This window comes from Candidatus Sulfidibacterium hydrothermale, assembly GCF_020149915.1.
In the GTDB taxonomy this organism is placed as follows: Bacteria; Bacteroidota; Bacteroidia; order Bacteroidales; family F082; genus Sulfidibacterium; species Sulfidibacterium hydrothermale.
In genome coordinates, this window is sequence record NZ_CP083760.1 from 2,892,002 (window position 1) to 2,913,033 (window position 21,032).

Consider the following 21,032-nt stretch of genomic DNA (forward strand, 5'->3'; position numbering starts at 1 on the left):
ACTTTTTATCCCTTTTTCCTGCCGGATGACTTCCATTGAAGACCCGTATAATTTTCAGGAGTAATGGCCTTTAATTCTTTTTTTACTTCTTCGCGAACATCCAGGTTATCAATAAATTTCCAAACTTCCTGCCGGGTAATCTTTTTGTTGGTCCGGGTCAGTGCCTTAAGGGTTTCGTAAGGCTGCGGATAACGCTCACGCCGCAAAATATTCTGAATGGCCTCGGCAACCACCGCCCAATTATCGTTTAGATCGGCTTTCAGTTTTTCTTCATTCAAAATCAGCTTTCCCAATCCTTTTTTCAGCGAATGCAAAGCAATGAGCATGTGGGCCAGCGGAACCCCAATATTACGAAGTACGGTAGAATCGGTTAAATCGCGCTGCAAGCGCGATACCGGAAGTTTTCCGGAAAGATGCTGCAACAAAGCATTGGCCACTCCGAGGTTTCCCTCGGCATTTTCAAAATCAATGGGATTTACTTTGTGCGGCATAGCCGACGAACCCACTTCGCCGGATTTAATCTTTTGCTTAAAATAATCCATGGAAATGTACAGCCACACATCACGGCTCAAATCGACAAGAATAGTATTTATCCGTTTTAAAGCATCAAACCAGGCCGCCAGATCGTCGTAATGTTCAATTTGTGTGGTCGTCTGCTGACGCCGGATTCCCAGTTGTTTTTCCAAAAAATCATTGGCAAATTTTCTCCAGTCCACCGACGGATAAGTTACCACATGGGCATTCATGTTTCCGGTAGCTCCGCCAAATTTTCCTGAAAACGGAATACTCTGCAGCAATTCCAACTGTCTTTCGAGCCGTTCAACAAAAACGAACAGCTCTTTTCCCAATCGTGTAGGAGAAGCCGGCTGTCCATGTGTACGGGCCAGCATCGGAACCGCTTTCCAGCGGTCAGCCAGGCCGGCCAGTTGCTTTTTCAGGTTTTGAAGAGCCGGAAAAAGAACATTATGATGCGCCTCTTTCAGCATAAGCGGAAATGCCGTATTGTTAACATCCTGAGACGTTAATCCAAAATGAATGTATTCTTTCAGCTCTCCCAGTCCGGCTGCTTCCATTTTGTCTTTAACAAAATACTCCACCGCTTTCACATCGTGGATGGTCACTTTTTCTGTCTTTTTAACCGTACGGGCATCTTTTTCAGAAAACTGCTGATAGATTGTCCGCAAGGCATCAAAACGGGAAGCATCCACATGCTCCAGTCCGGGCAAAGGAAGCCGGCACAAAGCGATAAAATATTCCACTTCCACACGTACACGATAACGGATGAGGGCATACTCAGAAAAATACTCCGAGAGGGATTTTGTTTTTTCCCGATAGCGGCCATCTATCGGAGAAACAGCGGTTAGCGGCGAAAGCTCCATGGGTTTTAATTTTTTTCAAAGGTAAAACTTTTGGATTAACCTTTCAGAAATAAAACCACCTTAAAGGTTAAAAAATCTATAGGCTTGGGGCAGTTTACTTCATATCAAAAAAAGAAAATAAAAAAACTTGCATATATGTAACGAATACGTTACTTTTGCCCTGTGAGAGAAATCTTGATCACACCGGAATGTTTAGATTTTATAGATCATCAGGGTGAAAGAATATCAACCAAGTTTTTTCAACTGATTGAGGTGATTACAGAAATAAAAATTGTACATTCAAATTTCATTAAAAAGCTAATAAATACACATTTTTATGAACTAAGAATAAAAACAGGTAACGAAATTCGTGTAATCATATTTGCTGTAGATCATGCAAATTTTAATGAATGTACAAAAGCAATTTGTTTAATGGGCTTTCATAAAAAATCGACAAAAGATTATAAAAAAGCGATTAAGCAAGCAGAAAAAATATTAGAAAAATATTTATAAAGCGTAAAATTATGGGGCAGTTAATAAAAGCGAAAGACATCATTGAAAAAAAATACGGCAAAAAAGGAACTGAATCTCGCGAAAAATTCAGAGATGAAGCTTTTTCATATTATTTTGGAGAAATCATTAAAACACGCCGAAAGGAATTAAAGCTAAGTCAAAATGATTTAGCGAAAATGATTGGCAAAAAAAGACCCTACATCTCAAGAGTTGAAAATGGTGAAGACATCAGAATATCAAATTTTGTATTAATTGCAAATGCTCTTAATTTATCCATTGATCTGACTGCAAAATGATTAGCGACAACATTCTCCTGTCCATGCATGTATGTGTGTAGACTTTTTGGCAGAATAACGCGTACACCTTTCAAAATGTTTAATGTTTTGCATTTCAAATTTTAGGCACTGCCAACTTTAGGCAATGGAAGTACTTGAAGTGTGAAGTACTTAAAGTGATTATATCTTGTATTTATAACTAATCCCGAAGGGGTTGAACACTGACCTCTGAATAAATTCAGAGTCAATGATAATAGTCGTCCCTACGGGACTCCAATGTATCACATCTTATCGGTGTTTGACGCAGATAAGTCCGGAAATTATCGTTCGAGCGGACACTCAAACGATGAAAAGCGTTGATACTTTTTTGGGGATTTGTCTTTTTGTTTTTTGGGATTTCGTTTGTGATTTGATTTTTTGTCTTTTGTGGTTTTCCCCTTTAGGCACTTACGGAATCAAGGTATAACCATACGCCCGTTTTTCTTTTACCAAACGTTGTAACCTTTCGCGGTCTGCCGGGGATAGAATAAAAGGATTGTTACGCAGAATAAGAATCCGGATACGGGGACTCTCTGCCAGTTTCCAGGGAAATTGAGACAAATTATTATGTTGTAGATCAAGCTCTTTCAGTTCTTTTAATCCGGAAAGATCCGGAACATAAAAAAGCTGATTATACCCCAGCCCCACTCGTTGTAAATGCGAAAAGTTTTTGATCCACGAAGGAATTACTTTCAGCTGGTTATGATGAATGTACAAATACCGCAATTGCGTCAGATAGCGCATGGAATCAGGCAACACCGAAATGTGATTAAACGAAAGAAAAAGCTGCCGGAGGTTTGTCAGCCTTCCGATAGCCGGAGGAATTGCTTTCAACTGGTTGTAGTAAAAATCAAGCTGAACCAACCGGTGCAACCGGAAAACTTCTGCAGGAATCGTATCAAACCGGTTTTTATAAAAAATAAGGATTCTCAAACTATCGAGATTACCGAAAGATGCCGGAAGCGAAGAAAGCTCATTTTTAGCAAAGTTGAGTTTTTTAGCCGACTGCCATTCATCCACATTTTCCAGCAGTTGTTTCAGATGGTTTCCTGCCAACAGGATACTTTTTACCCCACTCAGGTTTTTCACGGCTCGTTTATTCAGCTTCACCGCGTTAAAGTTCAGGTTTACCTCTTCCAATGCCGTCATTTTCCGGAGAAACCGCGGAATACGTTTTATATGATTGTACTCCATCTCCAGTGTTTTCAGGTTTTTCAGCCGTTTAATAGAGCGGGGAATTCTCCTGAACCGGTCATGGCTAAGCTTCACAAAGGTAATGGTTGAATTTTTCGGAAACCGGATCTTTTTCAGCGGATTATTCGAAAAGACCACATTCCGGAGGCTGTCGCTTTCCAGACAGGAAACCGGGATTTTCTTCAAATGGTTTCCTGAGGCTTTTAATGATCTCACTTTTTTAAAGCCCGAAATATCCGGCAGTTTTGTGAAATCACAACGGGAAAGATCCAGCACAAAAACAGAATCTTTGTTAGCCGAAGCCAAAAAATGTAACCGTTCCTGCTGTCTGATCCGGGCCAGAGAATCATTTCTTTTTTGCCAAACCCGGAATAACGAATCGCGCCGCGCGGAAACCGTTTTCAGCTTTTGTGTATACCCGGCTTTGGCCAGAAACAAAAAGAAAAGAAAGAAAACTATTTTTTTCATGTTTCAAAAAAACGCCCAAAAAGGTTGTCTAAAGCAGAGCTTTTGGTAAAAAGCTTATTGAAGAGAAAATTTTACAGGAAGATTAAAACTAACGCGAACCGGTTTTCCATGCTGATAACCGGGAATCCAGTGAGGCATACCCATCAAAGCTTTTAGCACTTCGTGGTTGATGGCTTCTCTGGCAGCACCGGTCCCTATACTTCTCAGAATCTTAAAATGGGAAATGGAACCATCTTTTTCTACAATAAAATTTACGAAAACTCTTCCCTCTACCCCGGCTTTTTTAGCTTCTGCCGGATAAGTGATGTTATCCGCCAAGTATTGCATAAGGGCTTTTAAGCCACCGGGGAATTGAGGCATTTTTTCAACAACTTGAAAAACCTGGCCGGTATCTGCCTGAGCGGCAATTGCGTTTTGCTCAGCAGGAGTCTGATCCCGAATAACAATCTTTTTGTCCTGGGTAACCACAGCCACCTGCGGCGAATTATCCGGTACCGGCTGGTCAGCATTGCTGCAGGCAAACAGCGTTAAGGCAATAGCGCATGCCGTAAATAATAATTTCACCGGCATCTTTTGGGGGGATTTTTGATTTTTCATCATGATCATCCGTTTTTTTAAAAGTAAATAACTAAAATTATGGGTAATGGGACTGAACTCAAAACCGCCGGCTTCGCTGAAAAGCAAATGCAGATAGCTGTTTTCGCTACTTTCGGAAACCGTTAGGTCCCTATCGGCAATAAACTCATGGTTTTCTTTCACCGCTTTTTTGATCAGATACACAAAGGGATTGAACCACTGAAAGATACCGAGTATTTCGAGCCATATTAAATCGAGAGAATGTTTTTGCCGGATATGAATCTTTTCGTGGCAGATAATGGCGGCCGCCCGGGGATTTTCAAATATCGCTTTACGGATAAAAATCAAATGGAAAAAAGAAAATACCGGAAGCTCTTCGGTGACAAAAACAAATTTTATCCCCGCTTCTGTTTTGGTTTCTGATTTCCGGACCAGCCGGTAAAGGCGAAATAAACTAAACAAAAAACGAAGTGCCATAATAAACACACCCAAAAGATAAACATCCCACAGTATAGTTACCAGCGACCATGCCGAGCCGGCAGCAACAGCACTTCCCAGGTCGCCTACCTGTATTTCGCCGAGCTGCACCGTTAAGAGTTGCCCCAAAGGATTTTGAAAACCGGCAGGAAACAGTGCCGGCAACTGAATCAATGGAATAAAGACCGACAGCAATGTGGCAAGGAGCAAATAATACCGGTTAAACCGGAAATCGGTTTGTTTTCTGAAGAAAAGGAACCACGCACCGTAAAAAATTCCCAGACTGAGCAGCGACTTAACAAAATAAAGCATCAACGGGTTCATGATTTTCAAATTAAAGGTTGTTTTTCTTTTCGATTTCTTCCTGAATAATTCTCTGCATCTCTTCCAGCTCTTCAAGACTCAGATCTTGGTCCTTCGCAAAAAAGGAGGTAAAAGAACGATAAGAATTACTAAAATAATTCTTGAAAAAATGGCTGAAAAAAGCTTTCCGATAGGCTTTTTTTGTAATCAGCGGGTAATATTCATAGGTTTTACCCTCCGTCCGGTGCCCCACAAAACCTTTTTTTTCCAAAATGCGAATAATGGTGGAAACCGTGTTATAGGCCGGCTTGGGGCGGGGTAACTCAGCAATGATATCTTTGACATGGGCTCTTTTCAAATCCCATAGTTTCTGCATGATCTGCTCTTCGGCTTTGGTCAGTGTTTTCATTTTCCGTTTTATTTATAACTAAAAGTTTAGTTAATTATTGCAAAGAAAGTAAACCTTTTGCAATAAAACAAATTTTTTAACTAAAAATTTAGTTGTTTTTTTACCGAAGCCAAAACGGACAAAGTTAAGGCACAAGCGGACGTATGTTTGCAGTTTGAAAATAAATTAGGTTATTTTGTTGGAGAGAGAAAAAAGAAAACTCAACTCGTCCGTGTTGTCCGCCAGAAGGCGGATACCTTACGGCATAAATACGGACGTATTTATTACCGCATTTGTAATGCTTAAGACCGGTACAGCAATCCTGTTGATTTTTATTGGAAATCCATCCGCGTTCAAAACGCGGATGAGAGGTATATCCACTGGACATTCAATGTCAGGTTCTATTCCAAAAACACAAAATACTTTTGCCAAAAGATGACTGATGTCACCGGAATATTTATTGAGCAGCATAATCTGAAGCTATTTCAAAAGATTTCTGAATTAAGAATATGAAGTATGCTATCAGAAAACACAATTTTTAAAATTAATCTTTGACTATGAAATTTGCTCTTGTTAATAATAAGAAAAAAGAAGCGACCAAAGGAGCTAAAGGAATTTGTCCAGTTTGTGGCTCAGAATTAATTGCCAAATGTGGTAAAATCAAAATAAATCATTGGGCCCATAAAAAAAGTAGCGAATGTGACCCATGGTGGGAAAACGAGACAGAATGGCACCGTACATGGAAAAATAATTTTCCAAACGAATGGCAAGAAATTCTACTACCTGATGAAAAAACAGGAGAAAAACACATAGCCGATGTTCGTACCAAACATGGTTTAGTAATTGAATTCCAACATTCACACATTGATTCACAGGAACGTATTTCTCGTGAAAATTTTTATAAAAATATGGTTTGGATTGTTGACGGAACCCGGTTAAAAAGAGATTATCCTCGCTTTGTCAAAGGATTGAAAAATAATCTTCGTAAAACAAATAAAAAAGGATATTTTCAAGTTAATTTTCCAGAAAAATGTTTTCCATCTGCTTGGCTTGAAAGTTTGGTTCCCGTTATTTTTGATTTTTTAGGAATGGAATTAATGGACGACCCTAATGATTTAAGAAATAAGCTTTATTGTTTATTCCCGAAACAAAATAAAAGAAAAGTTACCCTAGCAATTTTTACACGTGAATCATTCATAAATAATGTCATTAATGGCAACTGGTTTAAAAAACAACAAAAACAAAATGCAAAACCTTTAGTACAGAACAAAATTAAAAAGAGAAGAGAAAGTACACATTATTACGACCCTAAAAAAGGACGACTTGTAAGAAAGTGGCGTTTTTAGGAAAAAAATACCATAACAACAATTAATAACGATCATATCTTTCTCATTACAACGCCATTATCATAAAGTAGTAACACGTAAAACAAAATTAAACAATTCATCAACGACATAAATTATTGTTTAACAACCTAAAATTCATAATTATGCATTTTTTAAGTAGCTTAATTCCCTTAGCATTGATGGCAGGAATATTTTGGTTATTCCTATACGTTACCCTGCTTATTATCAAAAAAGTATTTCCCTGTAAAAAGCAGAAGTAATTTTCACCTTCGTTTTTTACCGCTTACCTCAACTCGTCCGTGTTTGTAACACGGACGTATTTATTACAGCATTTGTAATGCTTAAAAACCGGTACAGCAATCCTGTTGATTTTTATTGAAAATCCATCCGCATTTTGAACGCGGATGAGAGGTATGCCTGAATATTTTGATTGTAATGAAAGAAAATGCATTATGCCTTTTCAACAATGCAATTATTTATTACACATGCCTTTTATAAAAGGCAATATCATGAAACGATCAGTAGCTAAATTAATAAGCTTAGTGTTTTCAACAACATTCAAATGTTGTATTTTCTAGAAATCCATCCGCGTTTTGAACGCGGATGAGCGGTGTTTTTGTATTAAGGCGCAAGCGGATGCTTACGCCAGTTTTAGTTATTCCTTTTGTATCTTTTGTTTGCGGCAGGGGTGGAAGCGGATAGCCCGCAGGGCCCGGGCAGATGGAAGGCTTGCGGAGGCGGGGCGACAGGCGAAGCCCCCGCAAACGCTTAGCCGACACTGGCCGGGCACGAGGACTATGAGCGGACAACCCGTGATGGCTTTGTGTGTAAGCCCGCCCAAGTTATAAAAGCATAAGCAAATAAAAAGCTAAGGCACTAGCAGATACTCCGCCATTTTTAGGGTTTTTTAGGTGCAAGCGAATGCTTACGCCAATTTAGTGCCGTTTAGTTTTCGGAATAAAAAAAGCCTTCGCAACGGTTGCGAAGGCTTTTTTCTCGGTGATATTGAAATTATTTCAATCCTTTCTTTTTCATGTAAGCATCCGGTTTGGGAGCCCGGCCACGGAAATCTTTAAAGAGTTTCATCGGATCTTCGGTACCGCCTTTTGAGAGAATATCTTTGCGGAAACGGGTAGCGGTGGCATGGTCAAACAATCCCTTTTCCTTAAAAGCCTGATAAGCATCGGCATCAAGCACCTCAGCCCAAACATAGCTATAATATCCTGAAGCGTAGCCCCCGGAGAAAATATGGTTAAAGTAAGTACTACGATAGCGGGGTACAATTTCCGGAATCAGATGAATCCGGTTCATGGCCTGTTTTTCAAAAGTATTCACATTACCGGTAAACGGTTTGGTAATGGTGTGCCAATCCATGTCGAGATAAGAGGCTGCCAAATATTCCGTCAGGGTAAAGCCCAAATTAAACCGGCTGGCGGCTTCCATTTTTTTGATCAGCGCATCAGGAATGGGTTTCCCGGTTTTGTAATTTTTAGCATAGCTTTTCAGTACGGCCGGCTCAGTAGCCCAGTTTTCCATGATTTGCGAAGGCATTTCCACAAAGTCGCGCGGAACCGCTGTTCCGGAAAGACTTTCGTAATGACACTGGCTAAAAAGACCGTGCATAGCATGTCCCATTTCGTGGAACATGGTTTCTACCTCGTCCAGGCTCAGCAACGCCGGCGTATCGCCGGTAGGCCGGGTAAAATTATAATTGACAGAAATAACCGGAATCACATTTTTACCATTTTCAAAATGCTGTTTCCGGTAAGCTGTCATCCAGGCACCGCCCTGTTTATTCGACCGCGGGAAAAAGTCCATGTATAAAATTCCAATCAGTTTGCCATTGGCTTCGCGTACTTCATAAGCCTGAACATCTTTTTGATACACCGGAATTTTTGCATTCGGAACAAACTGAATTCCATAAAGTTTGTGGAGAACGTCAAACAAACCTTTACGCACGTTGCCCAATTCAAAATAGGGACGCAGTTCGGCATCGTCAAGATTATATTTTTGTTTGCGGAGCTTTTCGGTATAATACCACCAGTCCCAGGGTTGTATTTTAAAATGATTGCCTTCGGCATCAGCCAGCTTTTGCAGGTTAACGGCTTCTTTGCGGGCCATATTCATGGCAGGAGGCGTAATCTCATCCAGCAAACGGAAAACATTTTTCGGCGTTTTGGCCATGCTCTCTTCCAAAACATACGATGAATAATCGGGATATCCCAACAGTTTTGCTTTTTCGAGACGCAGGTTCACCATCTTTTTCACAATGGCTTTATTATCATTTTTGTTGTTGTTATCGCCCCGCATGATGTAGCCTTTAAACATTTTTTCGCGCAGGTCACGACGGGAAGAATATTGCAAGAACGGGATCAAACTGGGTTTGTTAAGTGTAAACAGCCAGCCCGTTGTTTTTCCGTGTGCCTTGGCGGTTTCGGCAGCGGCATCAATCACGGTTTTAGGAAGTCCGGCAAGGTCTTTTTTATCCGTAAGGTATAATTCAAAGGCATTATTATCAGCCAAAACATTGTCGCCAAATTGCAGAGAAAGTACACTTAGTTCTCCATTAATCTTTTTCAGTTTTTCTTTGTCGGAAGCCGAAAGTTTTGCTCCGCCCCGGACAAACCGGCGATAGGTTTTTTCGAGCAGCATATTCTGCTCGTCATTGAGTTTTAGTTGATTTCTTTTCTGATAAACCTGATCGATACGATCAAATAACTTTTGGTTCATCAGGATGTTATCATCATGTGCCGAAAGAACCGGCGCTTCTTCTTTGGCCAGCTTTTGCAGCGTATCATTGGTATTGGCCGAGAGAATATTCTCAAATATGGTTTGTGTACGGTGCAACAGTTTTCCGCTTTCTTCCAACGCTTCAATCGTATTGGCAAAAGTGGGTGTCGCCGTATCTGATACGATCTTTTCAATCTCGGCATTTTGTTGTTCAATCCCTTTCTGAAAAGCTTCTTTGTAATCTTCAGCTTTTATTTTCTGAAACGGCGGAACCCCAAACGGAGTATCAAATTTTCCAAGCAAAGGATTTTTTCTCATAGTTGTTTTCTTTTTTACGGGCTGCTGACAGGCACTGACCAAAAAAACAGCGAGCAGCATCAGGAATGATAATTTTTTCATAAAACGGCTTTAGTGTGATAAATTAAGGGGCAAAGATAGGAAAAGGCCATGATTCACCAGCACTTTGAGCGGCAAAGAAATGGGATCGGTCGATTATTTTTCAAAACCGGTCGAATAATCGTACCGGGGAAAATTTATCTTTTTATTTTCGCTGAAAAGAAAACCATGAATCTTCGAAAATATCTGATCCCCACTTTACATGTTTTGGTTTGGATCATTATCTATTTTCTGCCTGATCTGTTATTTGAAGCGCCCTCCGGACCGGTTTTTATGGTTAAAAGAAACCTGCATTTCATTTTGGTGTTGTTTTTTTTCTATCTAAACTATTTTATCCTGGTTCCCCGGCTGTTACTACACAAAAAACAATGGTTGTTCTCACTGGCCATTCTGTTTGCGCTGATTTTTACCTATTACGTTAACGATTTTGTAATGCAGAAAACACGGACAAAATTTGCCGTTGAAACCATAAATACGACAGGGACAAAACCATTGCCTTGGGCTGAAAAAAGGCACGAGCGTCACCGCCGGGCAGGAAATGCCGGAGCCGTGGTGATGGTTCTCATGAGTTTTTTTGTAAGCACCATTACCCGGGAAACCGAAGCGTGGTATCATCAGGAAAAAGAGCGAAAAGAGCTGGAGAAACAACAGCTTCTTTCCGAGCTCTCTTTTCTTAAATCGCAGGTCAATCCGCACTTTTTGTTCAACAGCCTTAACGGGATTTATGCCCTGGCCATCAAAAAATCCGATAAAACACCGGATGCCATTTTACAACTTTCGGAACTGATGCGACACATGTTGTACGAATCGGATAAAGAACAGGTTGACCTGGAAAAAGAAACCGCTTATCTGGAAAACTATATTCAGCTTCAAAAACTGCGCTTACCGCCGGAAGTGCAAATTCATTTTCAGGCAGAGGGCAACCTATCGGGCAAAAAGATTGCCCCCATGCTTTTTATTCCGTTCATCGAAAATGCATTTAAACACGGCGTGGACACCAACGGAGGCAACATCCAGATTAAACTGCAGGTAAAAGAAAACCGGCTTTCGTTTGACATGATGAACCGTATCTCGAAAGCCCAAAATAAAGATACCGTTTCCGGAATTGGCCTTGCCAACGTACGAAAACGGCTTGATTTGCTTTATAGCGGCCGTTATCATTTGGAGATCAAAGAATCCAACGGGAATTTTATCGTACATTTACACCTGAACTTAGAAGCATGATGACCTGTATTGTAGTCGATGATGAACCGCTGGCACGGGATATTCTGGAAGAATTTATCCGGAAAGTTCCGTTTTTGCAACGGGAAGCTTCGTGCAAAAACGGTTTTGAGGCACTTGAAATATTACAGAAGAAAAAAATCGACCTGATTTTTCTGGATATCCAGATGCCCGACATGAGCGGAATTCAGTTGTACGAATCGCTGAACTACCGGCCAATGGTTATTTTCACCACGGCTTACAGCGACTATGCAGTTACCGGTTTTGAACTGGATGCTGTGGATTACCTTGTAAAGCCGTTTGCCTTTCAACGCTTTATGAAGGCTGTAAACAAGGCCGGCGAGCTTTATCAAAAACAGGTCCCGGCCGAAAAAAGTACGCCGCGTGATTTTATGTTTGTAAAAGACGGCACCAAAATGGTGAAAGTGATGTACAACCGCATTTTGTATATCGAAGGAATGAAAGATTATGTAAAAATCATTTTGGAAGACAAAAAGATGGTGCTGACCCTGCTGTCGATGCAAAAAATGGCAGAACAATTACCCTCCGGACAATTTATCCGCATTCACCGTTCTTACATTGTTTCAATTCCTAAAATTGATATGGTGGAGAAAAACCGGGTGGTCATTGCAGGAAAATATCTTCCGGTAGGCAACCTGTATAAAGCAAAGCTGATGGAAGTTCTTCATTCAAACTAAAAAGGTCTCTGCCAAAACCCACCTGTTAATCTGATTTATCCGCGAGGATGAGTTCATTCCATGAAAAAACAACAGAAAATCCGCGGGAATGCATCTCTTCTCTGAAAACCTTTTCCGGTTGATGTGAAGTAACCAATACAAAATCTCCGCCCCAGGCTCCCAACGATTTTACAACTCCCTGATAATCGCTAAACAAACGTTCTTGAACCGGTTTTATTCCCAACACTTTCGAGAGGATGGTTTCGTGCTCTTGCAAAAGGGTTTCAAAAGTTTCTAACCGGTTGACCGTGATGATCTGCTGCGTAAGCGAAGAAATGGTTTCGATGGTTTTCGGGGTAAAGACCGCCTGCTTTTTAAAAGTTTTAATGCTTTCGTCGCTGCGTTGTTTCCGGCCCAGATAAACGAAATAGAGTTTTTCTTTAAACGGCGGATCCCACGCCACAGGCAAAACCACCGGTTTATTTTCCACAATCTGGTAAAAAACCGGACCTTCCGCCGTAGCACAGGCCACGTCATATCCCGACCCGCCCAATGCTTTCCATTGCAGCTGAAAAGCATCCACCCCGGCCCAGGCCGCCAGATTGGCAATCAGCGTAGAACTGGAACCAAAACCAAATTCCGGATGAAATTCCAAACGGGTCTCCGCTTCAAAACTCGTTTCACCATTCAAAAAAGCAGGGTTAAAACGCCGGATCACAGAAAAAATCTCCATCAGCTTTTGCGCTTTCGCCGTATCGGTTGTATCAAGAATACGAAGCGAAGGCAGTGCAAACCGGGCCTGAAACCACAATCCTTCCGGCTGCAAAGCAGTCCATTTCAGAAAAGGCGTAGTCGAATGACTTACTTTTTTTACTTTCAAAAACTGCCCGCGACGAACAGGAACTGCCAGCGCACGGGCACCTTCCATCACCAGATATTCTCCGGTAATCAGTAATTTACCATGTGCATACCAGGTTTGCTGTTGCATTATTTTGTCGGATGTCGCAGGTTTTTAATGAATTCGCCCACACTGGCAAAAGAAACCTTTTTATCGGAAAAATAAGCCGTGGCTTTTTTCTTTTCGTCATCGGTGGCCTTAAAATGGTTCAGAATATTCATCAGATGCATTTTCATGTGTCCGTGCTGGATTCCTTTGGTGACCAGCGAACGGACAGCTGCAAAATTATTGGCCATCCCCATAGCGGCGGTGATCATCATCAGCTCTTTGGCCGAAGGTTTTCCCAGCATCTCAAGAGAATGTTTGGCCAACGGGTGCAAAGCGGTGAGGCCTCCTACTGTACCTACAGCCAGCGGCAACTCAATCCAGTATTTAAATTTTCCGTTTTTGATCTCTACATGCGACAGGCTTTGATAACGCCCGGTACGTGAAGCATAAGTATGCCCGGCAGCTTCAATTGCCCGAAAATCATTTCCGGTGGCAATGGCAACAGCATCAATGCCGTTAAAAATTCCTTTGTTATGGGTAGTCGCCCTGAAAGTATCGATCTCGGCAATTTTCACGGCCGTGGCAAATTTCCGGGCGAACTGTTCACCGGTAAGTGAGGGATCTATTCCTTCAAGATCTTTAAAAGGGCACTCTACCCAGACTCTTACCAGACAGTCGGGCGTATAATTGGAAAGAATAGCCATAATGATGGTCAGCTCCCGCTCTTTTCCGTGAAAAGCCGGATGAGTCCGTACAAATTCTTTCAGGGTTTTGGCCGATTCTTCCAGGCAGGAATTAATAAAGTTAGCGCCCATGGAATCTTTGGTTTCAAAGCTCACCTTGATCTGGTAATAATTTTCCAGTTTATCGCGCATGTCGATGAGTTCAAAATCAAGGATTCCGCCTCCCCTTTTTTCCATATTGGCCGTAATGCTCCTGGCATTTTCGCGCATTTGTTGTTTCAGCTCATCAAAAACACGTTCCAGTTTTTCTTTTTCACCTTCCCACAGGAAGTGAACCTGACCAATTTTTACCGTATCGATTACTTTGGCTCTGAACCCGCCCCGCTCTGACCAGAAACGGGCTGCCGAGGAAGCCGCGGCCACTACCGAGCTTTCTTCGATCACCATCGGCACCAAATAGGTGTGTCCATTCACCATCACGTTAGGCGCCACACCATAAGGAATGTAAAAGTTGGTTATGGTGTTCTCGCTAAATTCATCAAAAATCTTCTGTTTTTCGGTATCGGCATACCAAAAACTTTTCAGCAGCTCGATGGTCTCCACCTGATTATCCATCAGCTCAGCCACAATACGTAGCTTGTCCTCTTTTAGCAATTTAGAGAACCCCTTGATAATCAAATCTCTTTTTCGTCTTCCCGACATATTCCGCTAAGCTTCTCAAGTGTTTTAACGAGACAAAAATAAACGAAAATTGTTAAGGATTAGATTATTTTTATTTTGAAAATAAATGAGAAGAACCGGACAGCCAAACGGGTTTTGCTTTCTCTTTTTTTCCTATCTTGCGACAAAAGGTTTAATCATTGTAACCATGAAACGGTTTTTGTTGATTCTCTTGTCGCTGTTTGCTATTCAGGCATTTGGCCAAACAAACCAAACCGGACAAAATAAAAATGTTCTTTCCGCTGCTGAATTTTATCAGATTTCATTCAATGGAATCTCACTCAAACAAATCATCCAGACCCAGGGGAAACCGGCCCGGGTAAATCAGCTGTTTGGGAAAAAATTTCCTTTTGAAAAAGCCAATAATCCGGATCAATATTGGATTAATTTTGATGATGACAGCCTCAGCTTTACTTTTTATGTGAACTATCCTGAACCGGCCATATTAACAGCTTTAGAAGTAGAAAGCCCCCAAATTACCGTGAAAGTGCATTCGCTTTCTTTTCATTTGGGCGATCCGGTAGCCCAATTAAAGGGAGTGACCTATTCTATGGACAAAATAGCACGAACACAATGCATTATCTTTGTTCCCGGCAATGAAAAAGACCGGTATTTCCGGGTTGACTTTAATCCGTTTACCAAACGCATTTCCAGAATTTCTTATGTCGCCATCAGGAAAAACGAGGACGAACAATAAAAGCAACAAATCCAAATTGTCTACCAATAAAAAAAGCCGCTTTGAAGCGGCTTTTTAATAATGTCTTGGTTCATGTATCAGTACTCATCTTCGTTAAAGAAGAAATCTTCTTTGGTAGGATATTCCGGCCAGATGTCTTCAATTTTTTCGTACACTTCTTCCTCATCTTCCAGTTCCCTCAGATTTTCAATTACTTCCGAGGTTACCCCGGTACGCAGACACCATTCAATTAATTCGTCCTTGGTGGCCGGCCAGGGTGCATCTTCCAGTTTTGAAGCTAATTCCAAAGTCCAGTACATCGCTTAAATTTTAAGGTTAAAATTTTTGCAAAAGTAATTTTTTTTTAATACGGGCAACGAAAAATCAGAAATTTTGAAAAAATTTCTCAAACCCGTGGTTTCCAAAGGGATTCAGTAGCTCCAAGATCTTTTGAAAATTTGCGGGCCAACACAAACAGGTAGTCTGATAATCGATTCAAATACCGGATATTGACCGGATCAACCGGATATTGTTCATTCATTTTGATGGTTAGCCGTTCAGCCCGCCGGCAAACCGTCCGTGCAATATGGCAATAAGAAACCACCGGATGTCCCCCCGGCAAAATAAAAGCGGTTAACTCAGGCAAAGACTCATTCATTACATCCATCTCTTTTTCCAATAATGCCACATCCTCCGCATCAAGCACCGGTAATGGATTTTTTAAAGGACGTCCGTCAGCAGCCAGTGCACTTTCCATGGTAAACAACCGGTCCTGAATTTCCAGCAAAACGGCTTTGCTATGGTCATCAATATCCTGGTCACGAAGCAAACCGACATAAGCATTCAGTTCATCTACCGTGCCGTATGCTTCGATACGAATGTCATATTTAGGTACGCGGGTACCGCCAATTAGCGCGGTTTTTCCTTTATCTCCGGTTTTGGTATATATTTTCCATTTACTCATTACTTCCTGTTTTTTCAAGACGATACTGCAGCGTTTTCGCTGTAAGAAAGGATTCTTTCGTTGGGTTTATCTTCTTCAATTCTCCCGTCACGCAGCCGGATAATCCGGTGAGCATGCTCGGCTATATCTTCTTCGTGGGTCACCAGTACAATGGTATTTCCTTTCCGGTGAATCTCTTCCAGCAGTCCAATAATTTCAACCGATGTTTTCGAATCCAGGTTTCCGGTCGGTTCATCGGCAAGAATCAGTGACGGTTTATTTACCAAGGCACGGGCCACAGCCACTCTTTGTCGCTGTCCGCCCGACAATTCGTTGGGTTTATGGTTCATCCGGTCGGCCAACTGAACGCTTTCCAGTGCTTCGGTAGCCCGTTTTATCCGTTCCTGTTTGCTCACACCAGCATAAATCAGCGGAAGCATCACATTTTCCAAAGCGGTAGAGCGCGGCAAAAGATTGAACGTTTGAAAAATAAAACCAATCTCCCGGTTCCGCACATCTGCCAGCTCATTGTCCGTCATTTTACTTACGTCCATCCCATTCAGAAAATAGTGTCCGCCCGTAGGAGTATCCAGGCATCCAAGAACATTCATCAATGTCGATTTTCCGGAGCCGGACGGGCCCATCATGGCAACAAATTCATTTTTCTTAATGGAAAGGCTAATTTCCTGTAATGCTTTTACTACTTCGGAACCCACACGATAATGTCGTGAAATTTTTTCGAGCCGGATGATTTCAGAGGCCATAATTTTTGATTTTATCGTAACAAAGGTAACAAGAATGTGCCAAATAAACGGGAAAAAGATTTTTGACCGAAAAATGTTCAAGCACGGGTTTTGGATGGGAGATGGAGGATGTTTGGATGGGAGATGGGGGATTTTCGATGGAGGATGTGGAGATGGGAGAATGTGGAGATGTGAGGATGGGAGATGGGGGATTTTCGATGGAGGATGTAGATGCCTGAATATGGTTGACCGTTTTTACTTACTTATTTTCATTATTTACGTTGTTCATTCATGAGTGATCTTAGAGACTGAAGGATTGTTGTCCATTACAAAGATAACTTTTTTCAAATTCATTGGGGCTTTTTCGTTGTAACTCTATATGAGGCTTTTCCTGGTTGTAAAGTAACACGGTTCGGTCAACCTCTTTTTGAAGTTCTTCAAAACTGTTTATCTGACGATGGTTCAGGTAATTGTTTTTTATAACCCCGTTTAGTCTTTCTACTTTCCCGTTCTCCCACGGGTATTCGCACATGCTGTTTTTAAAGCCTTCTTTTTGAGTCAGCTTTAAAAAAGCCTTGTCGTAATATTGACCCCCTCCGTCTGAGTGAAATACAATACCGGTTGTCATTGTGTTTTCCTTCATCCGAAGTTTAATAGCCTTCTGTAAAGCCGGTAATGTAGTCTGTTCTGTAGTCAGCCTTTTTGAAACAGAATGACCTAAAATCCGTCTGGAATAGGAATCTTCAATAAAAGTGATGTAATAGAATCTGCTGTTTATTTCATAGTAGGTAATATCACTTTGCCATGCCTGATTAATTCCGGTTAAAGTCATGCTTTTTAATAAATTATCAAACCGGACAACGCCTGTGCTATCGGTGGTTCTTCGCCAGTTTTTTACCTTTGCTACCGTTAACCCTTCTGATTTGCAAAAGGCTTCAAACCGGTCTCTGCCCATGGTCTGGGGACGTAACTTATAATACATATCCCGTATTCCCATTGTAGGATGATCCTCTCGTATTTGATAAATCATAACCAGTAATTGCTTTTGCTCTGAGCGTATTCTCAGCTTTTTATCCAGCATCTTATGAAAAGCCTGTTTACTAATCCCTATGCTCTTATACAGACGGTTCATGCTGTATCGGTATTGTTCTCTGTGGTGCCAGAAATATTCGAGGGTCGGGTAGAAAACTTTTTTTTTATATCTACGCCATAGGTCTCTTCTGCCAGTTCTATCATCTTATCTTTGAAATCAATCAGGATTTGCTTTTGGCCGATTATCCGTTCAAGTTCTGCTACTTTCTTTTTGAGTTCCAATAGCTGCCTTGTGTCACTATCTGTTTCAATAATAAGTTTCTCTTTCTTGTCTTTCATAGTTCCGAATTTGTTTAACCACCGATAAACGTTAGTAGTGGTTACTTCATATTGTTTGCTAATTTCGGAAACTTTTGTTTTGCCTGTTTCTATTTCCCTGACTTTTTGAATCTTGAAACTGTCGCTGAAATGACGACGCCTTCGCTCGGCGGTGGTCATTTTAAATTGTCTTCTTGTTGCCATTTTTAACTGTTTTTTAAAGTGAATTCTTATGTTAAAAGTGGTCAACCTATTTCAGGCATTGACAGGATGGAAGGATGTGGGGATGGAGGATGTGGAGATGGGAGGATGTAAAGATGGAGGATGGGAGGATGTTGTATTTTAAACTTTAGGCATTGGGAAATGATGAACGATAAATGTATAGCGATGAACCAATGAAGGGGAAAAATTATTGGTTATTAGTTGTTATCAGTTGTTTGGGGTTCTGCGTTTCGCGTTTAGGGTTTGGGGATTTTTTGCGATTTGTTTTTTTGGGTTTCAAATCTGGTCATTGGGAAGGATGAATGATGAACGATGAATGGCGAGTGCGAATGGTGAATTGCTGATTTTTAATATTTTACCTGTATTTTCACTGTCATCCTGTCCGTAGGATTCTGCCGAAGGCATCACTTCGTTCTCCAAAGTCACGAAGTGATGCGTAGTGAAGGATTTCAAAAATAATTACAGTTGTTAAAAGAGATGCTTCGCGCTGCTCAGCATGACAAAAAAAGTTAATTTTTGGCGTTTGATTTTTTGTTTTTTGGGATTTCTAACTTTAGTACTTGAAGTACTTAAAGTGATTATATCTTGTGTTTATAACTAATCCCGAAGGGATTAAACCAGAATAACCCTGTACGAAGTGCAGGGAAATAAACCCATCAGAAAATCATAACCCCGAAGGGGTTGAATACCGGTCTCTGAATAAATTCAGCGTCAATAGTAACAAGTCGTCCCTATGGGACTCCAACACATCACACATCATCTGTGTTTAACGCGGATGAAACCGGGAAATTTATCGTCCGAGGATGCTCAAACGATGAAAGAGTTTAGCATTTGGTGCTTTTTGCGATTTGTTTTTTTGTTTTTTGGGATTTCAAACCTGGTCATTGGTCACTGGTCATCAGGAAGGATTAACAATTGATCTTCAGTATTTTATATATATCTACCCTATCATCCTGAACGAAGTAAAGCGTAGTGAAGAATCTCAAAAATAATCACAGTTGTTAAAAGAGATGCTTCGCGCTGCTCAGCATGACAAAAAAGTTGATTTTTGGCGTTTGCTTTTTTGTTTTTTGGGATTTCTAACTTTAGTACTTCAAGTGATTGGAATTTTGCTCTGTGGCAGCGACAGAAGCGGCAGCGCCCGGTGACAAAAGCCGATGTGAAACCGTGCAGCTGACAGCGACAAGCGAAGCTCGTGAGCTGCCGTAGTGTCACACGGCTTTTTGCACCGGGACTATAGCGGATGGCGCGGTTGCCACCCTAATCCTATTCCATTAAAACAAAAAAGCCTCTTCCTTGTTTGCACAGGAAAAAGGCTTTTTCTTTTAAAACCAGACAAAAATGGTTACAAATTAATGGCAACCACCTCTTTGATTTCGGGAATAACTTTTTTGAGCGTGGCTTCCACGCCGTTTTTCAGCGTCATGGTGCTGAAAGGACAAGCGCCACAGGCTCCGGTAAGCTCTACGTTTACCACATTGTCGTCCGTAATTTCAATAAAATTAATGTCGCCGCCATCGGCCTGCAGGTAAGGGCGCACCTGTTCAATTACATTTTGAACCTTTTGGTTGAGTTTTTTTCTGTCGTCTTCCATAGTAGATCGCTGTTTGGTGTGTTATTGGGGTACAGAATTTTTTACAATTTAGCGATTTCGGCTTTCAGCTTGGTCACAATTTCCTTGAAGGCTTCGCTTACAGGAGAACCGTCAATAAGAGAAAGCGGCATTCCTTTGTCGCCGGTTTCGGTTACTTTAGGTTCAATGGGGATACGTCCCAGCACCTTAATTCCCAACTCATTGGCCAGCTGATCACTGGCTCCCTGTCCAAAAATGTAATATTTTTTGTCCGGTGCATCTTCGGGAGTAAAGTAGGACATATTTTCAATTATTCCGAGCAACGGAATGGTAAGTTTTTCCTGGCGATACATCATAGCCGCCCGGCGCACATCGGCAGCAGCCACTTTTTGAGGTGTGGTAACCAGAACAGCTCCTGTAATGTTATAATTCTGTGCCAAAGTCAATTGAATATCGCCGGTTCCGGGAGGCATGTCAATAACGAGATAATCCAGTTCGCCCCAGTCGCAATCGGTCATCAGCTGATTAAAAGCATTGTTGGCCATGGAACCACGCCACATGAGCGCCTGTTCGGGTTTTACAAAAAAGCCGATGGAGAGAATTTTAATGCCGTAATTTTCGAGTGGCAGTAAAACCGGTTTTCCTTTGCGTTCAATCACTTTGGGTTGTCCGCCTTCCACGCCAAACATAATAGGCACAGACGGCCCCAGCACATCGGCATCCAAAATTCCCACTTTGCTGCCATCTTTAGCCAATGACACGGCCAGGTTAGCCGCCACCGTGGATTTTCCCACACCGCCTTTACCGGAGATAACAGCAATAATATTTTTTACGCCGGAAAGCGGACCGGATTCGTCACCCACCGGTTTTACATCCACCGTGATGTCATCGCCCAATTCGTTTTTCAGCGTTTTTACCACCGAATTGTAAATAATTCCCACGGCGGGATCATCCAGCTTTTCAAAAACAATGGTTACTTTAATTTCTTTTCCTTTGATGGAAATATCCTGTATCATGTTCAGGTCAACAATATTGTCTTTTTTGGCAAAAAAGATGACCTGTTTAAGTGCATCAACGACCTGTTGTTTTGTAATAGCCATTTTTATTTTTATTTAGATTGAATAATGATAATAAAATTTGATGCTACAAAAGTAGGAAATTTTTTCGAATGGTCTTTTTTTAATTTTATTGTTGTACCAATTTGTTTTCCGAAAG

At 41.3% G+C, this 21,032-nt stretch carries 21 protein-coding genes; 6 read left to right on the top strand and 15 right to left on the bottom strand.

Annotated features, from left to right (window positions below):
* Window positions 1-5: 5 nt before the first annotated feature.
* Window positions 6-1,379 carry an adenylosuccinate lyase gene (gene purB / locus LA303_RS11860; protein WP_240525595.1) on the bottom strand — a complete coding sequence of 458 codons (1,374 nt, stop codon included), beginning with the start codon at window positions 1,377-1,379 and terminating at the stop codon, window positions 6-8.
* A 174-nt stretch (window positions 1,380-1,553) separates the two neighbouring features.
* Here purB and LA303_RS11865 point away from each other — a divergent pair, with 174 nt between their 5' ends.
* Together LA303_RS11865 and LA303_RS11870 are read left to right on the top strand one after the other, a co-directional pair.
* Window positions 1,554-1,871 carry a type II toxin-antitoxin system RelE/ParE family toxin gene (locus LA303_RS11865; RefSeq protein WP_240525596.1) on the top strand — a complete coding sequence of 106 codons (318 nt, stop codon included), beginning with the start codon at window positions 1,554-1,556 and terminating at the stop codon, window positions 1,869-1,871.
* A gap of 11 nt (window positions 1,872-1,882) precedes the next feature.
* Complete coding sequence (locus LA303_RS11870) at window positions 1,883-2,167, top strand: helix-turn-helix domain-containing protein (protein WP_240525597.1); 285 nt, start codon at window positions 1,883-1,885, stop codon at window positions 2,165-2,167.
* 426 nt (window positions 2,168-2,593) lie between these two features.
* Here the strand turns inward: LA303_RS11870 and LA303_RS11875 are convergent, their stop codons facing one another.
* Genes LA303_RS11875 through LA303_RS11885 form a run of 3 tightly spaced genes read right to left on the bottom strand, consistent with a single transcriptional unit; the run spans window position 2,594 to window position 5,612 of the window.
* Entirely contained in the window at window positions 2,594-3,847 is a 1,254-nt protein-coding gene (locus LA303_RS11875; protein ID WP_240525598.1) for a leucine-rich repeat domain-containing protein, read from the bottom strand.
* A 54-nt stretch (window positions 3,848-3,901) separates the two neighbouring features.
* Window positions 3,902-5,224 (bottom strand): M56 family metallopeptidase, encoded by a 1,323-nt coding sequence (locus LA303_RS11880; RefSeq protein WP_240525599.1) that lies wholly within the window; start codon window positions 5,222-5,224, stop codon window positions 3,902-3,904.
* Between the two features lie 10 nt (window positions 5,225-5,234).
* Window positions 5,235-5,612, bottom strand: a complete 378-nt coding sequence (locus tag LA303_RS11885; protein WP_240525600.1) for a BlaI/MecI/CopY family transcriptional regulator — start codon at window positions 5,610-5,612, stop codon at window positions 5,235-5,237.
* 536 nt (window positions 5,613-6,148) lie between these two features.
* On the opposite strand from LA303_RS11885, the gene LA303_RS11890 reads away from it, so the two are divergent.
* Complete coding sequence (locus LA303_RS11890; RefSeq protein WP_240525601.1) at window positions 6,149-6,937, top strand: competence protein CoiA; 789 nt, start codon at window positions 6,149-6,151, stop codon at window positions 6,935-6,937.
* Window positions 6,938-7,948: 1,011 nt separating this feature from the next.
* On the opposite strand, the gene LA303_RS11895 is transcribed toward LA303_RS11890, so the two are convergent.
* Window positions 7,949-9,985, bottom strand: coding sequence for a M3 family metallopeptidase (locus tag LA303_RS11895; RefSeq protein ID WP_240525602.1), 2,037 nt, complete (start codon window positions 9,983-9,985; stop codon window positions 7,949-7,951).
* Between the two features lie 246 nt (window positions 9,986-10,231).
* On the opposite strand from LA303_RS11895, the gene LA303_RS11900 reads away from it, so the two are divergent.
* Complete coding sequence (locus LA303_RS11900; protein WP_240525603.1) at window positions 10,232-11,287, top strand: sensor histidine kinase; 1,056 nt, start codon at window positions 10,232-10,234, stop codon at window positions 11,285-11,287.
* Window positions 11,284-11,982, top strand: a complete 699-nt coding sequence (locus LA303_RS11905) for a LytR/AlgR family response regulator transcription factor (protein ID WP_240525604.1) — start codon at window positions 11,284-11,286, stop codon at window positions 11,980-11,982. Before LA303_RS11900 ends, LA303_RS11905 begins: the two co-directional genes overlap by 4 nt.
* Window positions 11,983-12,007: 25 nt before the next feature.
* On the opposite strand, the gene LA303_RS11910 is transcribed toward LA303_RS11905, so the two are convergent.
* Together LA303_RS11910 and LA303_RS11915 are read right to left on the bottom strand one after the other, a co-directional pair.
* The gene (locus LA303_RS11910) at window positions 12,008-12,949 is read right to left on the bottom strand and encodes a GYDIA family GHMP kinase (RefSeq protein ID WP_240525605.1); all 942 of its coding nucleotides are present in this window, start codon (window positions 12,947-12,949) and stop codon (window positions 12,008-12,010) included.
* The gene (locus LA303_RS11915) at window positions 12,949-14,292 is read right to left on the bottom strand and encodes a hydroxymethylglutaryl-CoA reductase, degradative (protein ID WP_240525606.1); all 1,344 of its coding nucleotides are present in this window, start codon (window positions 14,290-14,292) and stop codon (window positions 12,949-12,951) included. The genes LA303_RS11910 and LA303_RS11915 overlap by 1 nt, the downstream gene beginning before the upstream one ends.
* 166 nt (window positions 14,293-14,458) lie before the next feature.
* On the opposite strand from LA303_RS11915, the gene LA303_RS11920 reads away from it, so the two are divergent.
* Window positions 14,459-15,007 (top strand): hypothetical protein, encoded by a 549-nt coding sequence (locus LA303_RS11920; protein WP_240525607.1) that lies wholly within the window; start codon window positions 14,459-14,461, stop codon window positions 15,005-15,007.
* A 77-nt stretch (window positions 15,008-15,084) separates the two neighbouring features.
* Here LA303_RS11920 and LA303_RS11925 read toward each other — a convergent pair whose 3' ends face one another.
* The 8 genes from LA303_RS11925 to LA303_RS11960 all read right to left on the bottom strand — a co-directional run bounded on the left by LA303_RS11925 (window position 15,085) and on the right by LA303_RS11960 (window position 20,917).
* A complete protein-coding gene (locus tag LA303_RS11925) occupies window positions 15,085-15,306 on the bottom strand; it encodes a DUF2795 domain-containing protein (RefSeq protein ID WP_240525608.1) in 222 nt (73 codons plus the stop codon).
* A gap of 86 nt (window positions 15,307-15,392) precedes the next feature.
* Window positions 15,393-15,950 (bottom strand): cob(I)yrinic acid a,c-diamide adenosyltransferase, encoded by a 558-nt coding sequence (locus tag LA303_RS11930; RefSeq protein ID WP_240525609.1) that lies wholly within the window; start codon window positions 15,948-15,950, stop codon window positions 15,393-15,395.
* 14 nt (window positions 15,951-15,964) lie between these two features.
* The gene (locus LA303_RS11935) at window positions 15,965-16,693 is read right to left on the bottom strand and encodes an ABC transporter ATP-binding protein (protein ID WP_317196900.1); all 729 of its coding nucleotides are present in this window, start codon (window positions 16,691-16,693) and stop codon (window positions 15,965-15,967) included.
* A gap of 280 nt (window positions 16,694-16,973) precedes the next feature.
* Window positions 16,974-17,804, bottom strand: coding sequence for an IS3 family transposase (locus LA303_RS11940; protein WP_240525466.1), 831 nt, complete (start codon window positions 17,802-17,804; stop codon window positions 16,974-16,976).
* Window positions 17,801-18,226 carry a transposase gene (locus LA303_RS11945; RefSeq protein WP_240524787.1) on the bottom strand — a complete coding sequence of 142 codons (426 nt, stop codon included), beginning with the start codon at window positions 18,224-18,226 and terminating at the stop codon, window positions 17,801-17,803. The genes LA303_RS11940 and LA303_RS11945 overlap by 4 nt, the downstream gene beginning before the upstream one ends.
* Window positions 18,227-18,520: 294 nt before the next feature.
* The gene (locus LA303_RS11950; protein WP_240525610.1) at window positions 18,521-18,697 is read right to left on the bottom strand and encodes a hypothetical protein; all 177 of its coding nucleotides are present in this window, start codon (window positions 18,695-18,697) and stop codon (window positions 18,521-18,523) included.
* Between the two features lie 892 nt (window positions 18,698-19,589).
* The gene (locus LA303_RS11955; protein WP_240525611.1) at window positions 19,590-19,838 is read right to left on the bottom strand and encodes a NifU family protein; all 249 of its coding nucleotides are present in this window, start codon (window positions 19,836-19,838) and stop codon (window positions 19,590-19,592) included.
* A 41-nt stretch (window positions 19,839-19,879) separates the two neighbouring features.
* The gene (locus LA303_RS11960; protein WP_240525612.1) at window positions 19,880-20,917 is read right to left on the bottom strand and encodes an Mrp/NBP35 family ATP-binding protein; all 1,038 of its coding nucleotides are present in this window, start codon (window positions 20,915-20,917) and stop codon (window positions 19,880-19,882) included.
* Between the last annotated feature and the right edge of the window lie 115 nt (window positions 20,918-21,032).